General features: G+C 38.6%; 18 protein-coding genes. 7 read left to right on the plus strand and 11 right to left on the minus strand.

Translation table 11 applies throughout. From position 1 onward, the window contains the following. Positions 1–172: 172 nt before the first annotated feature. The 3 genes from VB693_RS02275 to VB693_RS02285 all read right to left on the minus strand — a co-directional run bounded on the left by VB693_RS02275 (position 173) and on the right by VB693_RS02285 (position 3,289). The gene (locus VB693_RS02275; RefSeq protein WP_323264879.1) at positions 173–928 is read right to left on the minus strand and encodes a creatininase family protein; all 756 of its coding nucleotides are present in this window, start codon (positions 926–928) and stop codon (positions 173–175) included. 127 nt (positions 929–1,055) lie between these two features. Next, a complete protein-coding gene (locus VB693_RS02280) occupies positions 1,056–2,186 on the minus strand; it encodes a mechanosensitive ion channel family protein (protein ID WP_323264981.1) in 1,131 nt (376 codons plus the stop codon). Between the two features lie 5 nt (positions 2,187–2,191). After that, the gene (locus VB693_RS02285) at positions 2,192–3,289 is read right to left on the minus strand and encodes a mechanosensitive ion channel family protein (protein WP_323264880.1); all 1,098 of its coding nucleotides are present in this window, start codon (positions 3,287–3,289) and stop codon (positions 2,192–2,194) included. 1,142 nt (positions 3,290–4,431) lie between these two features. On the opposite strand from VB693_RS02285, the gene VB693_RS02290 reads away from it, so the two are divergent. Then, positions 4,432–5,211 carry an S-layer homology domain-containing protein gene (locus VB693_RS02290; protein ID WP_323264881.1) on the plus strand — a complete coding sequence of 260 codons (780 nt, stop codon included), beginning with the start codon at positions 4,432–4,434 and terminating at the stop codon, positions 5,209–5,211. Positions 5,212–5,421: 210 nt separating this feature from the next. Here VB693_RS02290 and VB693_RS02295 read toward each other — a convergent pair whose 3' ends face one another. The 3 genes from VB693_RS02295 to VB693_RS02305 all read right to left on the minus strand — a co-directional run bounded on the left by VB693_RS02295 (position 5,422) and on the right by VB693_RS02305 (position 9,237). Continuing rightward, positions 5,422–5,694: a cupin domain-containing protein gene (locus VB693_RS02295; protein WP_323264882.1), complete on the minus strand. Its 273-nt coding sequence runs from the start codon at positions 5,692–5,694 to the stop codon at positions 5,422–5,424. 23 nt (positions 5,695–5,717) lie between these two features. After that, positions 5,718–6,068: a Mo-dependent nitrogenase C-terminal domain-containing protein gene (locus VB693_RS02300; protein WP_190700497.1), complete on the minus strand. Its 351-nt coding sequence runs from the start codon at positions 6,066–6,068 to the stop codon at positions 5,718–5,720. A 634-nt stretch (positions 6,069–6,702) separates the two neighbouring features. Beyond that, on the minus strand, positions 6,703–9,237 hold the full coding sequence (locus tag VB693_RS02305) for a type II CAAX prenyl endopeptidase Rce1 family protein (RefSeq protein WP_323264883.1): 2,535 nt from the start codon (positions 9,235–9,237) through the stop codon (positions 6,703–6,705). 570 nt (positions 9,238–9,807) lie between these two features. Between VB693_RS02305 and VB693_RS02310 the strand changes: the two genes are divergently transcribed. After that, a complete protein-coding gene (locus VB693_RS02310) occupies positions 9,808–10,290 on the plus strand; it encodes a hypothetical protein (protein ID WP_323264884.1) in 483 nt (160 codons plus the stop codon). 114 nt (positions 10,291–10,404) lie between these two features. Here VB693_RS02310 and VB693_RS02315 read toward each other — a convergent pair whose 3' ends face one another. Then, entirely contained in the window at positions 10,405–13,155 is a 2,751-nt protein-coding gene (locus VB693_RS02315; protein WP_323264885.1) for a hypothetical protein, read from the minus strand. An 836-nt stretch (positions 13,156–13,991) separates the two neighbouring features. Here VB693_RS02315 and VB693_RS02320 point away from each other — a divergent pair. Continuing rightward, the gene (locus VB693_RS02320; protein ID WP_323264886.1) at positions 13,992–14,270 is read left to right on the plus strand and encodes a hypothetical protein; all 279 of its coding nucleotides are present in this window, start codon (positions 13,992–13,994) and stop codon (positions 14,268–14,270) included. 8 nt (positions 14,271–14,278) lie between these two features. On the opposite strand, the gene VB693_RS02325 is transcribed toward VB693_RS02320, so the two are convergent. Then, a complete protein-coding gene (locus VB693_RS02325) occupies positions 14,279–15,049 on the minus strand; it encodes an SDR family NAD(P)-dependent oxidoreductase (protein WP_323264887.1) in 771 nt (256 codons plus the stop codon). Between the two features lie 145 nt (positions 15,050–15,194). Continuing rightward, on the minus strand, positions 15,195–16,586 hold the full coding sequence (mnmE, locus tag VB693_RS02330) for a tRNA uridine-5-carboxymethylaminomethyl(34) synthesis GTPase MnmE (RefSeq protein ID WP_323264888.1): 1,392 nt from the start codon (positions 16,584–16,586) through the stop codon (positions 15,195–15,197). 288 nt (positions 16,587–16,874) lie between these two features. On the opposite strand from mnmE, the gene VB693_RS02335 reads away from it, so the two are divergent. Continuing rightward, complete coding sequence (locus VB693_RS02335; protein WP_323264889.1) at positions 16,875–17,075, plus strand: hypothetical protein; 201 nt, start codon at positions 16,875–16,877, stop codon at positions 17,073–17,075. A 14-nt stretch (positions 17,076–17,089) separates the two neighbouring features. Here VB693_RS02335 and VB693_RS02340 read toward each other — a convergent pair whose 3' ends face one another. Together VB693_RS02340 and rsmI are read right to left on the minus strand one after the other, a co-directional pair. Then, positions 17,090–17,800 carry a Uma2 family endonuclease gene (locus VB693_RS02340; protein ID WP_323264890.1) on the minus strand — a complete coding sequence of 237 codons (711 nt, stop codon included), beginning with the start codon at positions 17,798–17,800 and terminating at the stop codon, positions 17,090–17,092. A 61-nt stretch (positions 17,801–17,861) separates the two neighbouring features. Beyond that, positions 17,862–18,719 (minus strand): 16S rRNA (cytidine(1402)-2'-O)-methyltransferase, encoded by an 858-nt coding sequence (gene rsmI / locus VB693_RS02345; RefSeq protein WP_323264891.1) that lies wholly within the window; start codon positions 18,717–18,719, stop codon positions 17,862–17,864. Between the two features lie 75 nt (positions 18,720–18,794). Here rsmI and VB693_RS02350 point away from each other — a divergent pair, with 75 nt between their 5' ends. The 3 genes from VB693_RS02350 (at position 18,795) to VB693_RS02360 (ending at position 21,040) form a co-directional block, all read left to right on the plus strand. Beyond that, entirely contained in the window at positions 18,795–19,661 is an 867-nt protein-coding gene (locus tag VB693_RS02350) for a sugar kinase (protein ID WP_323264892.1), read from the plus strand. After that, positions 19,658–20,536 carry a 3'(2'),5'-bisphosphate nucleotidase CysQ gene (locus tag VB693_RS02355; protein WP_323264893.1) on the plus strand — a complete coding sequence of 293 codons (879 nt, stop codon included), beginning with the start codon at positions 19,658–19,660 and terminating at the stop codon, positions 20,534–20,536. Before VB693_RS02350 ends, VB693_RS02355 begins: the two co-directional genes overlap by 4 nt. 189 nt (positions 20,537–20,725) lie before the next feature. Next, positions 20,726–21,040: an RNA-binding protein gene (locus tag VB693_RS02360; RefSeq protein ID WP_323264894.1), complete on the plus strand. Its 315-nt coding sequence runs from the start codon at positions 20,726–20,728 to the stop codon at positions 21,038–21,040. Positions 21,041–21,073: the final 33 nt, after the last annotated feature.

Below are 21,073 nucleotides of genomic sequence, written 5' to 3' on the forward strand. Positions count from 1 at the left end.
TTAACAAACTATGGTTTGCTTGCTGAATCTACCGAAATGGACTAATCAACAGCTTTAAGTGGTGAATAGATATTTCTCTATGTCTAGATATTTTGATGTTAAAAAACTGATTTTTTCACCACAGAGACACAGAGAAGAAAATATTTAGCTGTCCCCTGTCCCCTGTCACCTATCACCTATTATCCCCTGTCCCTAAAAATTCTAAATATCCTTGGCTGAGTTCTTTGACGGCTAAATCATAAAACTGTTCACCATGTTCTGGTGTGGCTAAAGCAGGGTTAGAACCCATGCGTCCATCTGGGTAACGCAATCTAAAATCTGTGGCACTATAAATTTTATGTCCAGATGCAACTTCTGGTGATAAGTATGCTTGTTTAATCGCTTCTGGATAAACGTATTGGGTGACAGCTACTTCACTAGGGGTAGCGTGAGAACCTTCTTCATCCCCATATAATTCTTTTGCTAGTTTGTAGACAGAACTGCACATAAACCAATTCGCAACCTGACATTGCACCTCTTGTGCATTCTTCATCTGTAAATCTTCCAGATGGGCGTAAGTTTCAGAAAATGCAGCTTTCAGGGTGGCGATGTTACCACCATGTCCGTTAATGAAGTAGAACTTAGTAAAACCTGCTTTAACTAAACTAGTTACATAGTCGCGCACTACTTGAATTAAAGTGCTGGGACGCAAACTAATAGAACCAGGAAAAGCTGTGTGATGTAATGCCATCCCTACATTGATTGTAGGGGCAACGATCGCCTGTGTCACTTCACCCACTCCACGCGCGATCGCTTCTGCACAAATCGCATCAGTCCCAATTAAACCCGTAGGGCCATGTTGTTCTGTTGAACCAATGGGAAAAATAATCCCTCTGGATGTTTGCAAATAGGTTTCAACTTCTTGCCAAGTGCTTAAGTGTAGTAACATTTTTGCTAAATATCCTCATAAAAATTTTGTTAATCAGCCAATACGTTTCAGTTAAAGGTATTTTAGGGATACAAAACCCCTCCTTTTTATCTTTAATCTAAGTTATATTTCTCTATTTTTCTATGACTCAAATAGTCACGGGTGACTCTACATAAATATTTGGTTCTTGCATAGTGAACTCAATTCCATGATTGATTAACTTTTTAGAGATTTTTTCATTAGCTAATTCTAAAAGACGCTTACGCAATTGCAATGAGTTATCACTAGAACCCAAAATAAAAAATGTCACTCTGGTACGAGTAATTTCTTTGGCTGAATGGTGATTTAAGAAAGTAATACTGGTACTTCCTGGATCAATCCCAAACAAGGAATTGGTACTCTCAACAATTACTTGCTGAACTAAGGCTTGTTCTTTCTCTGCAAGGAAATGTAAAAAATCAAGGTAAAGTAAAACCATGATTTTCTTTCCGCGAGTAATATTTTCTATTTCTAAATTCGCCAAGATAGAATTTGGAATAATAAATAAGGTACTTTTGGCGGCTGTACGAATTTTAGTGGAACGTATACCAATTGATTCCACTCTACCAAACAAACCTTCAGGAATTTGTGGCGATCTTTGCAACCGGATATACTCCCCAGGAACGAAGGGTCTATCTAAATACAACACTATTGTTCCTAGCAATTGCTCAAGGGTTTTCTGAGCCGCAAAAGCCACGGCTAAACCACCAATTCCTAAGCCAGTTAATAACCCGATTAAATTAAACTGTTGGCTTTGGGCAAATGCCAATACAGCAATAAATCCAATAATGACGTTTGCTAAAGTTTCAAATACCAAAAGTAATTCGTCTACTTCTCTCCCAAACTTCCGTACTAATTCGATGCCATACACACGAATAAATTGACGGAATAAGCTCGATGCTAGCCACGCCAGACTAACAATAACAGCTAAATCTACAATTGGTGACAAAAATCTATAAACTGATGTATATTCTTCAATCCATGATAAGGATAAGGAAATAAGAATTAATGTACCTGCAATTTTAAATGAGTTTCTAATTGGTTCAATTAAGTTGTTGTAAATACTAGCAACTTGCTGCGGAGCAAAACGCTGAATAATAATTCGCACGAAGCTAGGGGTATAGCGTCCTACTAACCATGATAAGAGAATAAAAAAGAGAAATATACCAAACTTAGTCAGAGCATATATTGTAGTGTCCCGTTGCAGAAACTTGAGAATCAGGTTAGAAAGTGCTGTCATCATTTCTAAATAGTAATTGGTGAATCCACATAAATCGTTGGTTCTTCTATCTCAAAAGCAATACCATATTCTTTTAAATATTGAGTGATGCTTTGAGTAGCCAAATCTAGAAGTTGACGACGCAATTCCATTGAGACATCACCAGAACCTAAAATGAAGAAAGCAACTTGTGCTTGTGTGATCTCTGCATCTGGCAAATGATTAATATTTTTAAAAGTAATGTCTGTATTGCGAGAGTCTATCCCGAAAATATCACTGGTACTTTCGAGGATTACCTGACGAATTAAAGCTCTCTCTTGACTACTAACCACGCGAAAGAATTTTAAATAAAGAATAGACATCACTTTCTTAGCACCAGTGAAGTTTTCAATATTCACTTGTGTCAGGGAACTGTTGGGAACTATGACTAATGTGCCTTTACCAGAGGTTCTAATGCGGGTAGACCTTAAGCCAATTGACTCAACTCTACCAAAAGTTCCATCAGGTAAACCAATATAATCATCAATCACAAAAGGTCTGTCAAGATAGAGAACAATTCCACCTAAAACTTGTTCTAATGTTTTTTGAGCGGCGAAGGCTACTGCTAAACCACCAATACCTAAACTGGCTAGTAACCCTAAAATATTAATTTGATGTGTTTGCGCGTAGACAAAAATGGCTACAAATACAATTACCAGATTAGCTAACCACTTGAAAAGAATTAGTGACTCGCTACTGACTTTTTGTCCGCTCTTAAAGGCAGCATTTAATAAGTATAAATCAAAGAAATTTTTAAATACTTGTGCTGCTAACCAACTGGTAGCGATCGCGAAGATTAAGCTATTGATAATTTCAAAGGAACTAGTACCCTGATTTTTGGGTAATATAGCTGTAAAAGTCTCAATAATGCCAATTATAATCACAACAGTTATTAAACCCTCATTTGGCTTAATTAACTTTTGATAAGGATCACTAAGTTGTAAATTAGATAAGTTCTCCCAAAATGACTTAATCTGTCCTATGAATAAACGTCCGACTAGAAATATAAAACATCCTAATACTAGACCGAATAAACCAATTTGTAGCTCTCCAATTGTCAGATTTTTGGGTAAATAAATCAGCATTTCTTTCAAGTATTACACAAATCAATACTAGGCAAATCTCTCAAGTATTTGCCATGATACGATTAGGTTTCTAATTATTAGAGACCTAATCATATTCATAGTGCATTGTACAACAGTCAATTCACTCATTTAGGTGCTGAGAGACTGAAAGCCACAAGTAAACACTAGAAAGGTACGCTACAGCTATGATGCAGATAGTAGAGATAAATTCAAAGTCATTCATGATCTTTAATAAACTTAGAGTGTGTGAGACGTGAACAAGTTAAATTAGAAACGTTGAAACTGTGCATTTGCTTCTCAAAATGCAGCAAAAACAAATTTTGGCTTACTTAATCAAGCATAATTAGGTCATAACACTGATGAAGCTTCTCATATGGGGTCAGTTTGGATATAACTAACCTCAGACAATCTGCATCACTGATTGACCGGAAAAATAAATGCAACTTTTGAACAAAATGCCAAAGTTTTGCCGAAAAGAGAACAATATCATCCTATTTGGGAATTAATTCCCATTAGATACATCATCAAATCTAAAATTTGATGGAAACTTATACCTATAAAGAACTCTCAGTAGCACAGATTTTAAAATAATTCCTGGCTGCTGTTAGCAAAATCTGGGTATAGCCCATGCTTCTATTTTTGGTAGAATTTCCTCAACTCTGTTGAGGTAGATGGCTAAATAGTAGTGATGAATTATACTGGTTTTATTTTTGGCTAGCTTTTCACCAAAACTGTAACTGTGCTACTAACTCTTAACTACTGTATATATCAGCAGCATCAACAAGGTAGCTAGCATCTCTTAGCCAATGACTATGATGATGATTTTTTGAACTACATTTACTCTATTTTAAACCAAATTGGCAAAACTTGGCAAAAAAAATATAGTTGAAAATTTAGACATGGAAATAAATCAAGCTATGTTAACTAATGTAAAACTATCGAAATCCATTTCGTAGTTAGGACTTTAGCTATTCACTAACAAATAAATTTCTTGCTGAGACAATTTTCAGCATATTCTTTTCTACTCACACATATTTACTTTTGAGTCTAAAAAATATTTCTGCTCATTTAAACATTACTCAAGATGAGTTACCTAAATAGTTTTTATACTTTTAACATCTACAAGTAAAGGTAAAGTGATCATGTATTCTAAGATTCAATTTGTTGTAAATGCTGTCAGTCTAACTACTGTGGCTTTAGTTTGTTTGGGTATCAGTCATTCATCTGCTGCACAGCCCCCTAGACTACTCTTAACTAGTGAAAGTACAATTAGTCAATTAAAGTCCTCAACCACTTTTACTGATATTGCTGGTGTTTCCGGCGAGACAGAAATTAGACAACTAGCAGCACTAGGAGTATTAGAAAGTACATCAGGTCAGTTTAAACCACAAGCACCAATTACTCGTGGTCAATTTGTTGCTTGGCTAGTCAAGACTTATAACCAGCTACACAAAGAGCCAATTACTATACCTGAGAACACCAGTTCAGCTTTTCCTGATGTTGCTTCCTCTGATCCCCACTTCACTTTTATTCAAGCTGTTTACAATGCAGGTTTTCTGGCTGGTTTTGATGATGGTAACTTTAGACCTGATGATCTTTTGACACGAGAGCAGATGATTGCGCTCAAAACAACTCTAGATTCTACTGGTAGAGATAATCGTTCACCCGCTACGCTGCGTAACTTCATCGGTAAAACTAAAGGGTTTACTGATGTTGAGGAAATTAGCGAAAGGTATCTTTCTCACATTGCTTTAGATTTAGGTAATGCGGCTAGTGGCAGAAACTTTACGCGTGTTTATGGTATAACAACTCGCATATATGCACCCCAAAAAGCCGTGACGCGGGCTGAAGCAGCCGTACTTCTATCTCGGTTTCGGAAGGGTGGAACAGTAGAACAGGCTTTAAAACGCAGAAACAGATAGAACTATTTAATTTGATGAATACTTTTGTGGGTATGGAGTCGCTACGAGTTTTCAAATATAGGGATACAACAATTTATCGATTCTGCAACTTTAGCAACACGCGCTGCGAAACTCCATACAATTTCTCACTACTTGATGAGATGGTTACTTTTTTTGCAAAGTTGAGAAGTTTAGATTACAAGGGAAATAACCCTGATGGTTCACTTTTAGCTAATCAAATAAATAATGCTTTTTTACGTCGCTTTTAATTTCCCATGTACAAGACATTCCCGCCGGGAAGGTTACTAAATCTCCTTTACCCATCTGCACTGGTTCACCGCCATCAGGCGTAACAATTACATCACCTTCTAAAAAATAACAAGTTTCTTGAGTATCATAAGTCCAAGGAAATCGGGATATTTCTTTTTGCCAAACTCCCCATTTGAATACACCCAATTGGTGTAGTTTTTCTTGACTTGGTTGATGCTCAATTTTGATTTCCATATCACACTTTCTCGATTTTTAGATTAGCAGTAGGACTGTATATCCTCTCCACATTTATCTACTAAATAACACAAAGCACGAAAACGCAAACCAACTAACTGATCGTATAGGGGATTCAGCTTACACATTGGAGGAATGTGGGCTATTTTACGACCAAATAACATCACGTCACGCTCAAAAGGACACTGAGCAGGAATATATTTGGCGAGAAAGTAAGCTAATTTACGATTGTGTATTTCTAGTGCGTCAAGCCTTTGACGCAAAGGTTCTAACAAATCAAATTTTGGGGAAATATCTGCTTTTGGGGAGATACCTTCATGTTTAATGAAAGCAGATAGAACAATATGTTGATTTTTTGTCTTGATTACACTCATAAACTCAGCCTTTTGGTGAGAATAAATTACTTATCAATTGTGCAGCTTACCATACAATCTGTTCTCACGAATTATGTTCCGTGCAGATAAATTAAGATAAGCACAAATGTAGGTTAATTTTTAGGAAGTTGGTCGGTAAACGGGTAACTAATTGATATTTAAACTTACTGAATGGGTGAGAACTGTCCCGTTAAATACAAAATAACAAAGAAAATATAAAAGTGGTATTTCTTTAACTTATCGACTTCTGATATTGCTAATAGCAATTTCATATGTCTAGGGAAAATCTCCGGTTGGGAAACTATACAGTGTATGGAAATGTACTTTTATAAGTAGAAATGCTACTTTGCTGAAGTTTTAGTAATGTTTAGTGGGGTTTAAGCTTTACGGACAATTGATTGTAGGCTATTGAGTATCAAATAAATTGTCATCTACGCTACATAAGCTGACCTGAATATTATTTAATAAGTTCCCCCTTAACCTTTGATAAGCATAAACTAACTTAGGAAAAAAAGTGATTGATTAATATCTGAGGTAAGTTGCTTTTCTCTCAAAAGTAAATTACCCTCTTTTATGGGAAAAATAACAGGCGATCGCAAGAATAGTATTTTTAAACGCAGAGGGGCGCGGAGGTTCACGCGGAGGGGCGCGGAGATTTTATTAGTCCTCCGAATCCTAATAGCCACACTGCTACTACAATCCAGTGGATGAGGACGATTACCCAAAAACAGCCTGTGAGTGCATAGGCGACTGTGCAGCATAGTCCTAAGAGTCCGGCTAAGGTGAGAAAAATGGGGTGAAAGAATGTGGGAAGTCCAGCCGGGAAAAAAGTTTTGGCGTTGAGGGGATGGTAAAGAAGAAACAGCAAGAGTATGAATGTTGCCCACAATGCCCATTTATACCAGTTGATGACTTCTATGGGATGGGGAAGGGGTAAAACCCGAAATACCAATTCTTCGGTGATGGCTGGTGTAATAGCTGCTTGTAATACGATCGCCATTTTCTCTTTTTTCTGAGTCGGAGTGAAACTCCAGCGTAAAAAGCCTGACTTTAAACCCAAAGGTAAAGCGATCGCTGCATAAATTAAGAGGGTTACTCCCATCACTAGCCAATCTTGGGTTCGGGGTATAACGACAGATGCTAGTAGTCGATTGAGAAAAATGGTGATGGGTGCAATGTTTGTTCCCGGAATTTTCAGATACCCTAATCCCATTGTAGGTGCTAGGGGGGCTATATCGGGATTCACTCCACCAATTTGATTGGTTCTGAGAAACCACAGTTTCGCACCATGTCTTAAGAATAGGTTGGCGAGTTCGTCATGTGCTTGTCTGGGTAGCATAGTCCGCCAACTTGTTAACGCCGCCCAAATACTGCGATCGCGTTCTGCTTGTTTCCCATCACTAGTCCCCATTAAATAGTCTGCACTACTTCGCCAGTCGGCACGAACGATCCCCAAAGGTGTTAATTGCCGTTCCAAAGCTTTACCCAGACTGACTAACTGCTGAAAGCGTAATGTCTGGGGATCATCAGGATGATTGTCTAGCCATTGCTGAATTACTGGGTTAGATTTAAGTTGCCCAGTGATGACTCTAATTGCAATATATAGGGCTTGACTGGCATCTTGGACACAAGAAGTCGCCGGGGAAACTGTCGCGCTACCTGTACCATCACCTGTGCGATAACGCGCCATCATGATTTGCAACTGTTGGAGAAATTCTGTAGCGGGGGAGAGTTTGATCCCCGCGAAATTATAGTCTTGGGTAACAGGTGCAAACTTAATTAGTATGTCAGAAATGGGGCGTGTTGCTGCCCATCCCCATTGTAAGTTCCCCATATAATCAGCCCAGGAATGTTTACCTGCAATGATCCCATCGGCATTGTTAGCGTAAATCTGGGCATATTCAATGGCAAACTGTAATTCTTGGGTGATGGGTTCACTCACTACCTGCGCCATGCCAAAGGCAAAGTGTCCGGTGACTGTAAAAACTGGGAATCCTTCGGCTTTTTTACCGCCAATCCCGCCGAAGTTGTGTAAGACGATGGCTTTATCTCCTTCTCGCCAGTCTAATAAGGCTTTGGGTGATGAGTTGGCGTTGGGATCAAGCAAAACCTTGGTGATTTTCCCTTGTTCTGGGGGTGTAATCTGCCAATTTTGATCCTTGGTGTAGATTAGTCCTGCTTCTTGCCCTAATACTATTTTACTGGGCTGGAGTCGGAGGAGCGATCGCGGGACTAATCCCTGAACAATAAATATTCCTTGGGGGTCTTTCGCACCATATATGTACCAACCGGCTATTCCTACTGGGGAGGTTTCGATTTGTCTAGGGGTGGATGGTGGTAGATTACGTGTATCAAATACCTGTTGGGGAATCCGAATAATTTCTTCCACGCCATCAAATTGGCGAGAAACTCGATTGTAATGGCGCACACGGAAGAAATCACTAGCACAAGGCGAACTCCCCGGACAAACTGAGGACGCAGGATATTGTGGGCTAGTTGGTTCTGGATTTAATATTTTGACTAAGCCATAGAACCTACCCGTTACTAGTACAGGTTCATCGGCAATTTGCAGACGGGGTTGACCATTTGCTGTCACTACTTCCGCATCATCTAAAGAGACAATTACATCGTCATTAGGTCTTGCACCAGCCAGTGATTGCAAAGCCCCCACCTGAAGACGACCATCCAGACGCGCCGGATGGATATTACCCATAGTTTCGCTGTTTTTGGTGCTTTTAGTAAAATTCACATCTCGCTGTACAGCCTGGAAGTAAGACTTTAACTGGGGTTTGTCTTGCCATTCTAAGCGGATGATTTTACCCATTAAGGACTGCGCTTCGGGGGGTGCGTGTTGTATTTCTATCCATACCCAATCCTCTCCCGGTTGGATTTGTTGTGATGCGGGTAAGATTAACCTGCCTACCCACTTAGCTACAGGTTGATATAAATCAGGGTTGATAGTTTGATTGAGAGGATAAAACTGAGTTTGATTAAAGCTTTGACGTTTGTGGATAGCGTAATTGCTTTCTTGTCTGACTATTGGTTGTGGACGTGGATAAAAAAGGAAAATAGCGATCGCACTAATGATCACCAGTAGCACAAACATCCCCAAGCGAAATTTTGTCCTTTGGTGCGATCGTTGTCTGCTAGACAGTTTTTCATTTGGCATTGCCCTGATTTAATACCCTTATTAGTAGTGATTGTCTATGTTAAAGCCTGCTGATCCCCCTTGGGATTAGTCTGCTGGGTTGCACCCCAACGTAGCTGATCGCTTATGATGAGGCATAAATTACCTGTAAAAATATGATATTTGTCTATTTACCATAAGACAAATATCATATTTTTATGTCGGTTTTATTTTAATAATTTAACGGCAAAATCTTTCTTTTTAAAAATATATGTTGTAATTTATTAAATGAGAATACAAAATCAAAATCACAACCTTAAAAACTGTGATAGTGTCATTAATAGATATGGTCAAATTGAGTATTTTTGAAATACAGATAGGGAGACATTTTGTGTGGGCTTGTCTCCCGACTTAAGTAAACTCTGACTTTTCACTTTATGTGGAAAAATTAACGCGAAATCTAACCCCCTAACCCCTTGCCTACTAGGAATAATTGTCCCTAAACTTTACTACAAAAAACCTGCATATTAAGTTATAAATCCAGTTTATATAAGCTACATAGACAACATCTCAGCAACAATTTTAATTCATCAACACAAAGGATTTCTGAACATGAATTTACCTTCCCTTTCTGCTGGTAACTGGTTACAAATTGGTCTATCTCTGACAGGTTTAATTGGCTGCTTAACTTTGGGATCTGCTCCAGCATCAGCACAAGTCTTAATAGAAGACCCTATCGCCGATTTCGGCTCTGGAGATGCTGGAGCTTTTGCAGGTGTAGCAATATATGTTACCCCTAGTGCTTATTTGTCTACAATTGCGGCTGAAGCAGTTGCTCCTACAGGAACTTATTTTAGAGGAATTAATGGTACTGGTATGTTAACAGTTACAGCAACCTCATATATAGATCCGATTACTCATGTGGCATATCCAAGCCTAACACTTCATACAGGTGGACTAGGAGTTCTCCCATATGATGCAGGTGGAGGCTCTATCCGAGGTGCTGTAGTTGAAAGACTAAGATTTGGCAATCTTACATTGGATGAATTTACGGCTCTTGTTAGGGCTGCTGTTGGTAATGATGGGTTAGAATAATACCCTTTCTATAGCAATCCTAAATCATTGATAAAGTGGAGAAGCCTGGTTTCTTTTAGCAAGAAACCAGGCTTCTATATTCAAGGCAGATAACAATATAACTTTTTTCAGGCTTTAAAACCTAAAATCTCCTTCAAAACGGGCTTCAAAGATATCTCCACTCATCCCAATACGAGACTTCCAAAACATACTACTACTTGGAGTATTATGCTGAATTATCAGGCCATAAGAAAAATCATTAACTCTATTTCGTATGCCTCGCTCAAGACTTACAAAATTCTGTAGATAAACTCCCGAAGACCACTGTGGATTTATTTGTTTAATGCCTTCTAATGTGTAAAAAAACTGGTCTCTTATTTCTACAGAAGTGCTAAATTCCAACCCTGTATTTAATACCAATTTCCCCTGGAAGAATCCCGAAGGTATGAAGCTAGATTCATCATTCAGCAATATAACCCCTGTAGATAAAGAATAATTCAAATTTCTATCTTGACGAGAAAAAAAGTAGCTCAAATTCAGGTAATTAGGATTTTGGAAATTAGCCGCACTATTCCAATAAAATTGCAAAGATGGAATATGATTAGTAATAGCTTGAGTTTTACCCTCTACATCAACCTCTACAGAGGTATTGATATAATTCAATGCGCCATTAGCATAAATACCCATTGTTGGCTCTAAGAACCCAAAGTTATTGGTTACATTAAAGGTAGTATCTGCATTTAGGTTAAACCACATACCTGAATTAACACTATAATTCCATTTACTAGAAGAACCAGTCAATAAAATTTCTATAGTAGGTAAATATAAATATCCACTAAAAGCTTGTAAATCAGTCATAATTTGACCATCTTGACTTAACTCAATGCGGTCAAAAGCAATATCGAACAACCGGAGATCAATCGGTAATGATGTCATATCAGATGAACTTAAGCTTTGGGAAAACTGCTGACCATTAGGATCAGTTAAAGTTACCTGTAGAGCTGATGAGCGATTGCTTGTTCCTTGAGAGGGAATAGGTGCATTTACAGACGTTAAACTACCAAAACTGTTATTAGAAACTTCAGCCTTAGAAATGAAAGTCTCTCCTTCTCTCCAAGTACGCTTTCCATCTAGAAACTGAACTAATCGCCGATGATTACCAGTACGAATTTGTAAAATATTGGAACTATTTGGTGTAATTGTACTGGGAAATGTCAATTTTCCAGAAACTTGTTCTAACCCACTCGTGCGATTACCTAGAAACAAGCTTCTATTTAGTCTTTGGTTAATTTCTCTTCTTTGCTCTGGTGTTGCTTTTGAGTCTAGATTTGCAAAATTCTCTTGTCGAGAGAAACGTTCTTGAGCTTCCTGTAAACTTTGCGTTAAATGAGGAAAATCGATTAACCCAAAAATTCCTCCCATGAGCATTCCTAATGTAGAGTTAGCAGTTTGTAATTCATCTATTTCTCTTTCACCAAATGACAAAGATAAAGAAATTCCTGGATTTGTAGAAATATTAGTATAAGTTGCTTTAGCCTCTAAAGGATCATACTCCAATAGAGTACGATTCTGAGAATAGCTAAAATAAAATCTATGCCAATCATTGTTTTCAGTTTTCTCTCTAATTCCTCTATTATTTTGTCTCTCACTTAAAGAAACCCAATATAGAGAATTCAAGTAATATAAATTGCGTTGGTTATCAGTAATAGATGGATTAAGCAAAATATTATATAAATCGGAATTATCAAATTGTTCTCTATTACCAAATTTTATCCCTGGAGCAGATGTGATTGGCGGCTGAAATTGACTTCTTTCTCTAGTTAAAGGATTACCCCAAATAAAACCTGCATTTTCTAAAGTATCTTGAGGAATTACAGAGCCACGAGAAAGACTTACCTCTCCTAATAATGGTTGTAAATTGCTTGTGGGAAATGTTTGTAAAATTAATGGGTCTTTATCTGCATTAAAGCTAGAGATATTTGGGACAAGAGAACTTATAGAATTATTTTGATTACTTCTACTATTGATAATAATAGGAGCAGCTGGAACACCTACAGGATTATTCACCTCCGCAGCAATTGATTCAATAGAAAATTGATTAATACCAATTCCCTCTGTTAATTCTTGCAGTGATTCGGGAAGAGAGAAAACTGTTTGCATACCCCAAAGTTTTTGCGTCAATCTAATCGTCTGTCTAATTTCAGTATTACTTGATTCTCCTTGGTACAAAACTCCACTCTGCCAACCTTTGGTTTCTACTACAACCCGATTACCAGGTAAGACCCAATAGAATTGATCTTTTTGGGGAAAATCAGCAAACGTAAATCGGTTAAATATGGCATCTTCTGATGAAAATTTAATTGAAAAATCAATATATTTACTATTTTCAAGAGGATTAAATGTAGAAGAATAAAATGTAAAATCATCTCTAGGATCAATAATCCAAGGATATTTGAATACACTATTGCTAAGAGCATTTAATATTAATAATTCTAAATCGTTTTTTGGCAATTTTGTATTAATATCTTGATCATCAAGAGTATTTGGTTCTATCTTGTCATTTTCATCATAATCAGAATCTGGATTCTGAAATGGTTTGATTCGATCTAAAATATTTATATCATTAGGATTAGGAATAACTCTAATTGGATCTTGAGATGAATTTTGTGTAATAAAATTAGAGTTTAAAGCTCCTGGAATTTTTTTTAATAAACTATTGTTAGATATTTTTTCTGTTGTATTGTCAACTGATTTACTAGATACTAACAAATTTATGTCTAATTTTCTTTTTGCATTCACTTTACCTACCATAAAATTAGTCGTTAATAAAAGTGTGAATAGAGCTATATTAACAACTCTATTCAGATGATTTGATGTTGTAAACATGATAGTCCCAAATAAATAATCTAAGCTATATATGATCAGTGTCTAGATAGTTACATCAATAATTTGAACCTTTATGCAGACTTACATTTGCTACATTTAAAAGGGTATAAAATTAATGCTTAGATGAAAAATATCGGCTACTTAGATTTGCAGTTAAGGCTGAATTCTTGTGGAGCTATGATTACTATTTCACCTTCAAGCATATTTTGTATTTGGAGAGGTTTACATATAGCAAACATATTGCTGAAAATAGTAACCTAGTAAATTAATTAATCCTATTTAACTAAAGGCTGAATTAACTTGAATAGAGAAAAGGTATATTGGATAGTTTAATATTTTTGTGGCGAGATAATAATACCTAAGGTCTTTTTGAAAATGTCTTTTGGCTAAGAGTATGTTTGAAAAGTTTTGGGCGAAACAGGCTAAGTCCGGATGGTGCGCTGACTAACCAAAAATGAGGTTTTTCACACCCATGTAGGTGGGTTTTGTCTGTGTAGCCAAGCCACTACTTTGGGCAGGTTTCCCGACTTGTAGCAAGTGCTACGGGATTTATAATCGCCAGGATTAGTTGTAGAGATTCATGCTTTTTTATATTGCAATTTTGTCTTTTTTCTAGCAATAATTACTATCGCATTAGTAGATTTTTATTGAATACTGGTTATTTTGGTACATGGATATACAAAGAGAGTGCGATGGGCTACGTCCCTAATCACATCAAGTATCAAAAGGCTGAATTGAGGTTCTCTCTGGAGATTTATGAATTGATAACAGAAAATGCTTATATTCAGATTATTAAGATATTTTGCTACCAAATCATGTAAGTGAAACAAATAATTATGTCACATCCAATTACATCTATTGAGCAATTATTGACTGAATTAACTCCAGCAGCAGAGGCTAATATAATTGGTGGCGTTAAAATTGCAACTACCAATAAAAGTGAAAATAATCGCACTAACATTAGCATTGATAATGCTAGTGCTAAAATTCGCGTTGAATTGGGAAAAGCGTCACCAAATCAAAGTTTTAAGAATAAATTTGGTCAATGTAGCTCACATTTTGATGAATTTACTGGACAATTCACTTTTTCTTGTATGTTGAAAAACTCTAAGTAATTTAGAGCCTACCAAGGTAATCTACTTCCATCCCATGAGAAAAATTGTCCGCTATCGCTTTTTTGTAGTTGTTCAATAACAGCAAGTAGTTGGGTAACAGTGCGTTCAACTGAGAATAATTTCTCCGCCGATACATTTTTTTGGAAGGGACGAGAAAGCTGTGTATCAGTTGTACCGGGATGTAAAGTGACGACTATAGTTTGAGGACAACTTCTACTATACTCAATCGCCACATTTTTCATAAACATATTGAGTGCTGTTTTAGAGGCTCGATAGCCATACCATCCACCAAGTTGGTTATCGCCTATGCTGGCTAATTTAGCTGATATAGTAGCAAATACAGCCAATTGATTATGGCGAAATAATGGTAAAAGATGTTTAGCCAAAAGTACAGCACCAACACTGTTAACTTGGAAGTAACGTAATAAATTATCGGCATTAATTTGTCTTAAACTTTTTTCGGGTTGCAAATCACCTTCATGTAGCAATCCCACGCAGTTAATTACTAAATGGAATTTATCTATTTGAGTGCGTATCTGTTTTATAGTTTCAGCAATTTGTAACTCATCAGTAATATCTAATACTAAACAAGTTAGACGACTCGAATATTTATTAGTTAATTCTATTAACTCAGAAGCTGATTCTGCTTGACGATAGGTTGCATAAACTTTGCTAACTCTGTCATCTTGGAGTAGTTTTTTCACAAAACCTAAACCAATCCCTTGGCTTGCTCCTACAATTAAGGCGTTGGTATGATTAATTTCATCAATAAAAGACATATAGTAATCCGTTTTGATTTTTTAAGTTATTTGTTTAGGAAGGGGACAGGTGACAGGACAGGATTTAAGTGCAAGCGCAGGCTATGCCTTACGTTAGGCTATTACCAACGCTCATAAAAATCAAACAAGAGTGATTTTAGTGATATTATTTACCAATACAAAACCTACTAAAAATCCTATTAAGTACAGATTCAGTTACATCTTCTCCTGTTATTTCTCCTAGTGCTTGAATTGCACCTCTTAAATCAATTGTCCAAAAGTCTAAAGGTAACTGTTGAGCTATTGTCATCTGTACTTGTGCTAAAGCAATTTTAGCTTGAGTCAATGCAGCAGCTTGTCTTTGATTAATGGCTAAATCCATATCAGCAGCTTGTACTTTCCCTGTATGAACTATCTCTAGAATTGCTCTCTCTAGGGAATCAATGCCTTGATTTTGGGATGCTGCTGTGTGGACAATATGATGGATATGCTGGGGATATACTAAAGCGTTAATGAATTGCTTTTCTACTAAGTCAATTTTATTAATTACGAGAATCAACGGCCGGTGTTGTACTTGTTCGTAGATCTGTCGATCGCCATCTGTCCAACCTGTGGCCGCATCGATGGTAAACAAAACTAAATCTGCTGTGTTGGCAGCACGACGCGATCGCTCTACCCCTATCTTCTCTACTTGGTCTACTGTGTCCCGAATGCCTGCTGTATCTAGCACCTGCACCGGAATACCCCCCACGACTAGCTGAGATTCCACCACGTCGCGGGTTGTACCGGGTAAGTCTGTGACAATGGCGCGATCGCTCTGACTCCAAGCATTCAACAAGCTGGATTTACCCACATTCGGACGACCAACAATCGCCACTTTCAACCCTGTACGCAGCAGTTCACCTTTTTCTTTACTTACCAGCAATTTGGTTATTTCTGCGGCAATACTGTCAATATCTGATATTATCTGTTTATCATCCAACGGGGGTAGGTCTTCTTCAAAATCAATCCGAGCTTCAATTTCTGCCAAAATATCCAAACAATTAGCGCGTAACTGACGGATGGGATGGGCTAATTTTCCCTGTAACCCAGCTAAAGCAGTTTGAGCGGCTTGGGGTGATTTAGCTCCCACCAAATCAGCAATACTTTCGGCTTGAGTTAAATCTAATCGTCCATTCAAAAAGGCGCGGAGGGTGAATTCTCCTGGTTGTGCTAGCCTTGCACCATTTTCTAAACACAGCTGCAATACCTGCTGCACTGCCATAATCCCGCCATGACAATGAAATTCCACTACATCTTCACGGGTGTAAGAACGGGGTGCTTTCATCATTAGTAGCAAGGCTTCATCTACCATCTGTTGCGTCTGGGGATGGCGGATATAACCGTAGAGAATGCGGTGACTTTCCCAAACCTGCTTTCCAGGGGCATAAAACAGAGTTTGAGCAATGGCTAGAGCGTGGAAACCAGACACCCGCACAATACCTACACTACCCTGTTGGGGGACAACAGCAGTAGCGATCGCGGCGATAGTTCCAGTGATAGCCAACAGTTCCGACATGAGCGACCTTTTGAGCAAGAGATTGCATATATACGGTTAGCGTAGCAGGGATTGGGCATTAGGCATTGGGCATTGACTTTTGTGCTTCCTGCTTTTTTTTTAAATCGTAAATATTTAGACTAATTTGAGATCAAATAGCAGGGTAAAATTTACCTGGAAAGTAGAAATAACAAACAAAGGAAATAAAAATCCCTTTTCACTACTCCCCAGTCCCCAGTCCCCACAAGTTGTTGAATTTTGAATTGATTCGTCCCCGATCCCTATTTTCAAATCAGAGAGGAATTGACAGTGGAGCAGAAAATTAACTGCGCTCAAGCCTGCGTTAACGGTTGTGTTTTAGGGGAGAAATGCCCAAACATTGAGTATAGAGAGGCTGCATCAAAATTTATCGCTGAGACTTCTTTAGACAGAATGCTAGAAATTGCGGAAGAACGTCTCAGGCGAAAAATGACAGAACCTCCGAAATGGGTGTTTCCCGAAGAACAGTAAGCATCCCTTGAGCATTAAATAGTATTTGGATCTATACCTAATTCTCGCAGCTTCGCCTCTAAGCGATCGCTGCGTTGTTTTTCTTGTTCAGCGCGTTGTTTTTCTTGTTCAAAACGCTGCATCTCCAATCGTGCAACTTCTTGAGGTGTGAGTACGATTTCCCCATCAGCAGTGTAAAAGCGTAAATTCTGCTGTTCAACCCCTAAATATAACTCTAATTGCTGACTCCATAGCCTACCTTGGGGGTTTGGTGCGATTGGCTCATATTTACCACCCATTAAAATAAACCCAGCAAATTCTAAATTATTGGGGTCGAACCAAAAGTATTCCGGTGTGCGGAATATATCTTGATAGATTTGTTTTTTTAAGCCTCTGTCAGTAGACGAAGTAGAATCTGATAGTAGCTCTACAATCACGTTGGGATACTTACCTTCTTCTTCCCAGACAACCCAACTTTTACGTGGTTTGCGTTCTGTTCCTAACACCACGAAGAAATCCGGCCCGCGAAAGTGTTCGGATTTCAATTGTCTCGGACTATAAAAAATAGTCAGATTACCCGCAGCAAAAAAATCATTGCGGTCTTGCCACCACCATTCTAAGGTGTTTAATAACAGGATTAGTTGCTGTAAATGTAGATAACTTTCCAAAGGCGGCTCATCACTGTATAAATCCCCTGGAGGAAAGATAACATATTCTGGGTTTGTTAAATCTTTGGCTACAGACATGGCAGCAAATCTCTTACTCCTATAAGTTTAGCCTAGAAATATTTGTAGATAGCTGTTGGTATTACTCAGGATTGAGATCAATCGCCAGAGCAATTTGATAAACTTGACGACGGTTAAGGGCAGTATATTTATTTAATTGTCGGCTAGCTTGCGATCGCGATATACCTTGACGCATTAATTGTTCTAGTTCGGCTTTGAGTTGTGCTTCTGTGAGTAAGGGTTGGCTGGGTGGATTCCCTGCTAATACTAGAGTATATTCACCTTGGGGTTCTTTTTGTTGATAGTGGGCGATCGCGTCTCCAATACTACCGCGCCAAAATTCCTCATACAATTTAGTTAACTCCCGCGCCATCACAATTTGGCGATCGCTTCCCCAAATTTCGGTTAAGTCTTGTAAAGTATCACGTAAACGGTGGGGCGATTCATAGAAGATGAGAGTGCGAGATTCTGTCTGTAAAGTCTCTAAATGTTCTCGCCGTTGCTGACTCTTCGCCGATAAAAAACCCTCAAATACAAACTTATCTGTGGGTAGTCCCGCCGCACTCAACGCTGTAATCGCTGCACTCGCACCAGGAATGGGAACTACGGGAATCGTTGCTTCAATACAAGCCTTCACCAATTCATACCCCGGATCAGAAATTCCTGGCATACCCGCATCACTAACTAAAGCGATCGCTTTTCCACTCTGCAAATGCTCTATTAATTCTGGGATGCGACTACTACTATTATGCTCATGGTAACTTGTCTGGGGTGTTTTCACCTGTAAATGTTGTAGTAATTTCCCCGTGTGGCGCGTATCCTCTGCGGCAATCAAATCCACGTTCTGCAAAATCCGCACCGCCCGCAAGGTAATATCTTCTAAGTTACCAATGGGTGTGCCTACTATATATAGTGTTCCTGGTTTGGGATCGGTTTGCATTTAAAATTCAAAATTCAAAATTCAAAAACTTGTGGGGACTAGGGACTAGGGATTGGGGACTGGGGAGAATAACTAATGACTAATCACGCCTTATTTGTAGGTTTAATCACTTTAGATTTAATTTACTTAGCTGAATCTGCCCCACAAAATAATCAAAAGTTAGTTGCATCTGACTACACTGTAGCAGCAGGCGGCCCAGCTACCAACGCATCTGTCACTTTTAGTTATCTAGGGAATCAAGCTACAGTTTTGGGTGTGTTGGGTTCGCATCCCATGACAGAGTTAATTCGGGGAGATTTAACTATATATAGTGTAGCGATCGCTGATCTTGACCCTACGATCAATACAGCACCGCCTGTATCTTCCATTATTGTCACCCAATCAACTGGGGAACGGGCGGTAATTTCCATCAATGCTGTCAAAACTCCAGCCAGTAGTAGCTCGATTCCAGCAGATATCTTACATAATATAGATATAGTCCTGATTGATGGACATCAGATGCAGGTAGGATATGCGATCGCCAAAATGGCTAAGGCTCATCATATCCCTGTAGTTATTGATGGTGGTAGTTGGAAAAGCGGATTTGAGCAAGTCTTACCCTTCGTAAATTACGCCGTTTGTTCAGCTAATTTTTACCCTCCCAATTGTCACTCCGAAGCAGAAGTTTTTGCCTATCTCCGCGCCTGGGGAATTCCCCACATCGCCATTACTCACGGAGAAAAACCAATTGCCTACTCAAGTCATGGTAAACTTGGTAGCATAGCTGTACCTTCTATCCAACCAGTTGATACACTAGGGGCTGGAGATATTTTTCACGGGGCTTTTTGCAACTATATTGTACAAGCAAGTTTTACTGATGCCCTTGATCAAGCAGCTAAAGTTGCAGGTGAAGCTTGTAAATTTTTTGGTACGCGTCGCTGGATGGATTTGAGGAGACAATGAAAGACTTACAAGAAATACTAGCGATCGCTCGTGCCATCGGTTGGGGTGCAGCAGATATATTACAATCTTATTATCACGGCACTGCCACAGACCCTAATCTGGACGTGCAGTATAAACAAAATGAACCTGTCACCGTCGCTGATGTCGCAGTTAGTCAATACATTCTCCAAAAACTACAAGCGGCCTTGGGTAACGAAGATTTTGCTTACATCAGCGAAGAAACCTATAAATCCAAAATAAATACAGATACAGACTCTACACCTGATTGGGTATGGATTATTGACCCTTTAGATGGTACGCGTGATTTTATCGACAAAACTGGGGATTATGCAGTTCACATCGCTTTAGTCAAAGCACATAGACCAGTCTTAGCAGTGGTTGCAGTGCCAGAAAAAGAGAAACTGTACTATGCTACCCAAGGAGGCGGAACATTTGTGGAAACCCGCAACGGTGCTGTTCCCCTACAATTACTATTTAGTGATAAAAATAAGCCGATTGAAGATTTAACTTTAGTTGTCAGTCGTTCTCACCGCAATCAACGCTTAGATTATCTACTGCAAAACTTGCCCTTACGCCATCAAAAAGCCGTCGGTAGCGTCGGTTGTAAAATAGCCACCATTCTCGAACAACAAGCAGACATTTACATTTCCCTTTCTGGCAAGTCTGCCCCCAAAGATTGGGATATGGCAGCACCAGAACTGATTTTGACAGAAGCTGGCGGACAGTTTACTCATTTCAATGGTAATCCGCTACAGTACAATACTGGCGATATCAATCAATGGGGTGGATTGCTCGCTAGTAATAGTCAGCATCACAATATCTTGTGTCAAGAAGCAGCAAAAATATTAGAGCAGTTAGCAAATGCTGCAAATTAGGATAAATTCCAGGTCATGCACTGCTCAAAACTTTTGGTTTCTATCGGCTACTTCGTCAGAGCCAATATTTAATCGCTGTGCTATCCTTGTCAATATAAGAATTATTTTCGGTTGAGTAACTACTTTTGATGTCTAAAAAGCGTCTCTCCGAATTTAAGTCTCTACACTTGTTTAATTCGGAGACATTGTATGTCAATTTACGTAGGTAACTTGTCCTATCAAGTTACAGAAGATGACCTGAAGCGTGCCTTCGCAGAATATGGGAAGGTTAACCGCGTTCAGCTACCAACTGATCGTGAAACTGGTCGTCCTCGTGGTTTTGCCTTTGTAGAAATGGAAACAGAGACTGAAGAAAATGCTGCCATTGAAGCCCTTGATGGTGCTGAATGGATGGGGCGCGATCTAAAAGTTAATAAAGCTAAACCGCGTGAAGAAAGAAGTTCTCCTCGTGGTGGTGGTGGTGGTAATTGGGGTAATAACAACCGTAGCGATCGCCGCTACTAGAAATTTTTCTAAACAATTAACTTCAGAGTCTCC

The organism is Anabaena sp. UHCC 0399 (assembly GCF_034931465.1).
Taxonomy (GTDB): Bacteria; Cyanobacteriota; Cyanobacteriia; order Cyanobacteriales; family Nostocaceae; genus Trichormus; species Trichormus minutissimus.

Coding starts and splice junctions, on each gene's coding strand:
- VB693_RS02275 (WP_323264879.1), bottom strand. CDS start 928: ATGTTACTACACTTAAGCACTTGGCAAGAAGTTGAAACCTATTTGCAA.
- VB693_RS02280 (WP_323264981.1), bottom strand. CDS start 2,186: ATGACAGCACTTTCTAACCTGATTCTCAAGTTTCTGCAACGGGACACT.
- VB693_RS02285 (WP_323264880.1), bottom strand. CDS start 3,289: ATGCTGATTTATTTACCCAAAAATCTGACAATTGGAGAGCTACAAATT.
- VB693_RS02290 (WP_323264881.1), top strand. CDS start 4,432: ATGTATTCTAAGATTCAATTTGTTGTAAATGCTGTCAGTCTAACTACT.
- VB693_RS02295 (WP_323264882.1), bottom strand. CDS start 5,694: ATGGAAATCAAAATTGAGCATCAACCAAGTCAAGAAAAACTACACCAA.
- VB693_RS02300 (WP_190700497.1), bottom strand. CDS start 6,068: ATGAGTGTAATCAAGACAAAAAATCAACATATTGTTCTATCTGCTTTC.
- VB693_RS02305 (WP_323264883.1), bottom strand. CDS start 9,237: ATGCCAAATGAAAAACTGTCTAGCAGACAACGATCGCACCAAAGGACA.
- VB693_RS02310 (WP_323264884.1), top strand. CDS start 9,808: ATGAATTTACCTTCCCTTTCTGCTGGTAACTGGTTACAAATTGGTCTA.
- VB693_RS02315 (WP_323264885.1), bottom strand. CDS start 13,155: ATGTTTACAACATCAAATCATCTGAATAGAGTTGTTAATATAGCTCTA.
- VB693_RS02320 (WP_323264886.1), top strand. CDS start 13,992: ATGTCACATCCAATTACATCTATTGAGCAATTATTGACTGAATTAACT.
- VB693_RS02325 (WP_323264887.1), bottom strand. CDS start 15,049: ATGTCTTTTATTGATGAAATTAATCATACCAACGCCTTAATTGTAGGA.
- mnmE (WP_323264888.1), bottom strand. CDS start 16,586: ATGTCGGAACTGTTGGCTATCACTGGAACTATCGCCGCGATCGCTACT.
- VB693_RS02340 (WP_323264890.1), bottom strand. CDS start 17,800: ATGTCTGTAGCCAAAGATTTAACAAACCCAGAATATGTTATCTTTCCT.
- rsmI (WP_323264891.1), bottom strand. CDS start 18,719: ATGCAAACCGATCCCAAACCAGGAACACTATATATAGTAGGCACACCC.
- VB693_RS02350 (WP_323264892.1), top strand. CDS start 18,795: ATGACTAATCACGCCTTATTTGTAGGTTTAATCACTTTAGATTTAATT.
- VB693_RS02355 (WP_323264893.1), top strand. CDS start 19,658: ATGAAAGACTTACAAGAAATACTAGCGATCGCTCGTGCCATCGGTTGG.
- VB693_RS02360 (WP_323264894.1), top strand. CDS start 20,726: ATGTCAATTTACGTAGGTAACTTGTCCTATCAAGTTACAGAAGATGAC.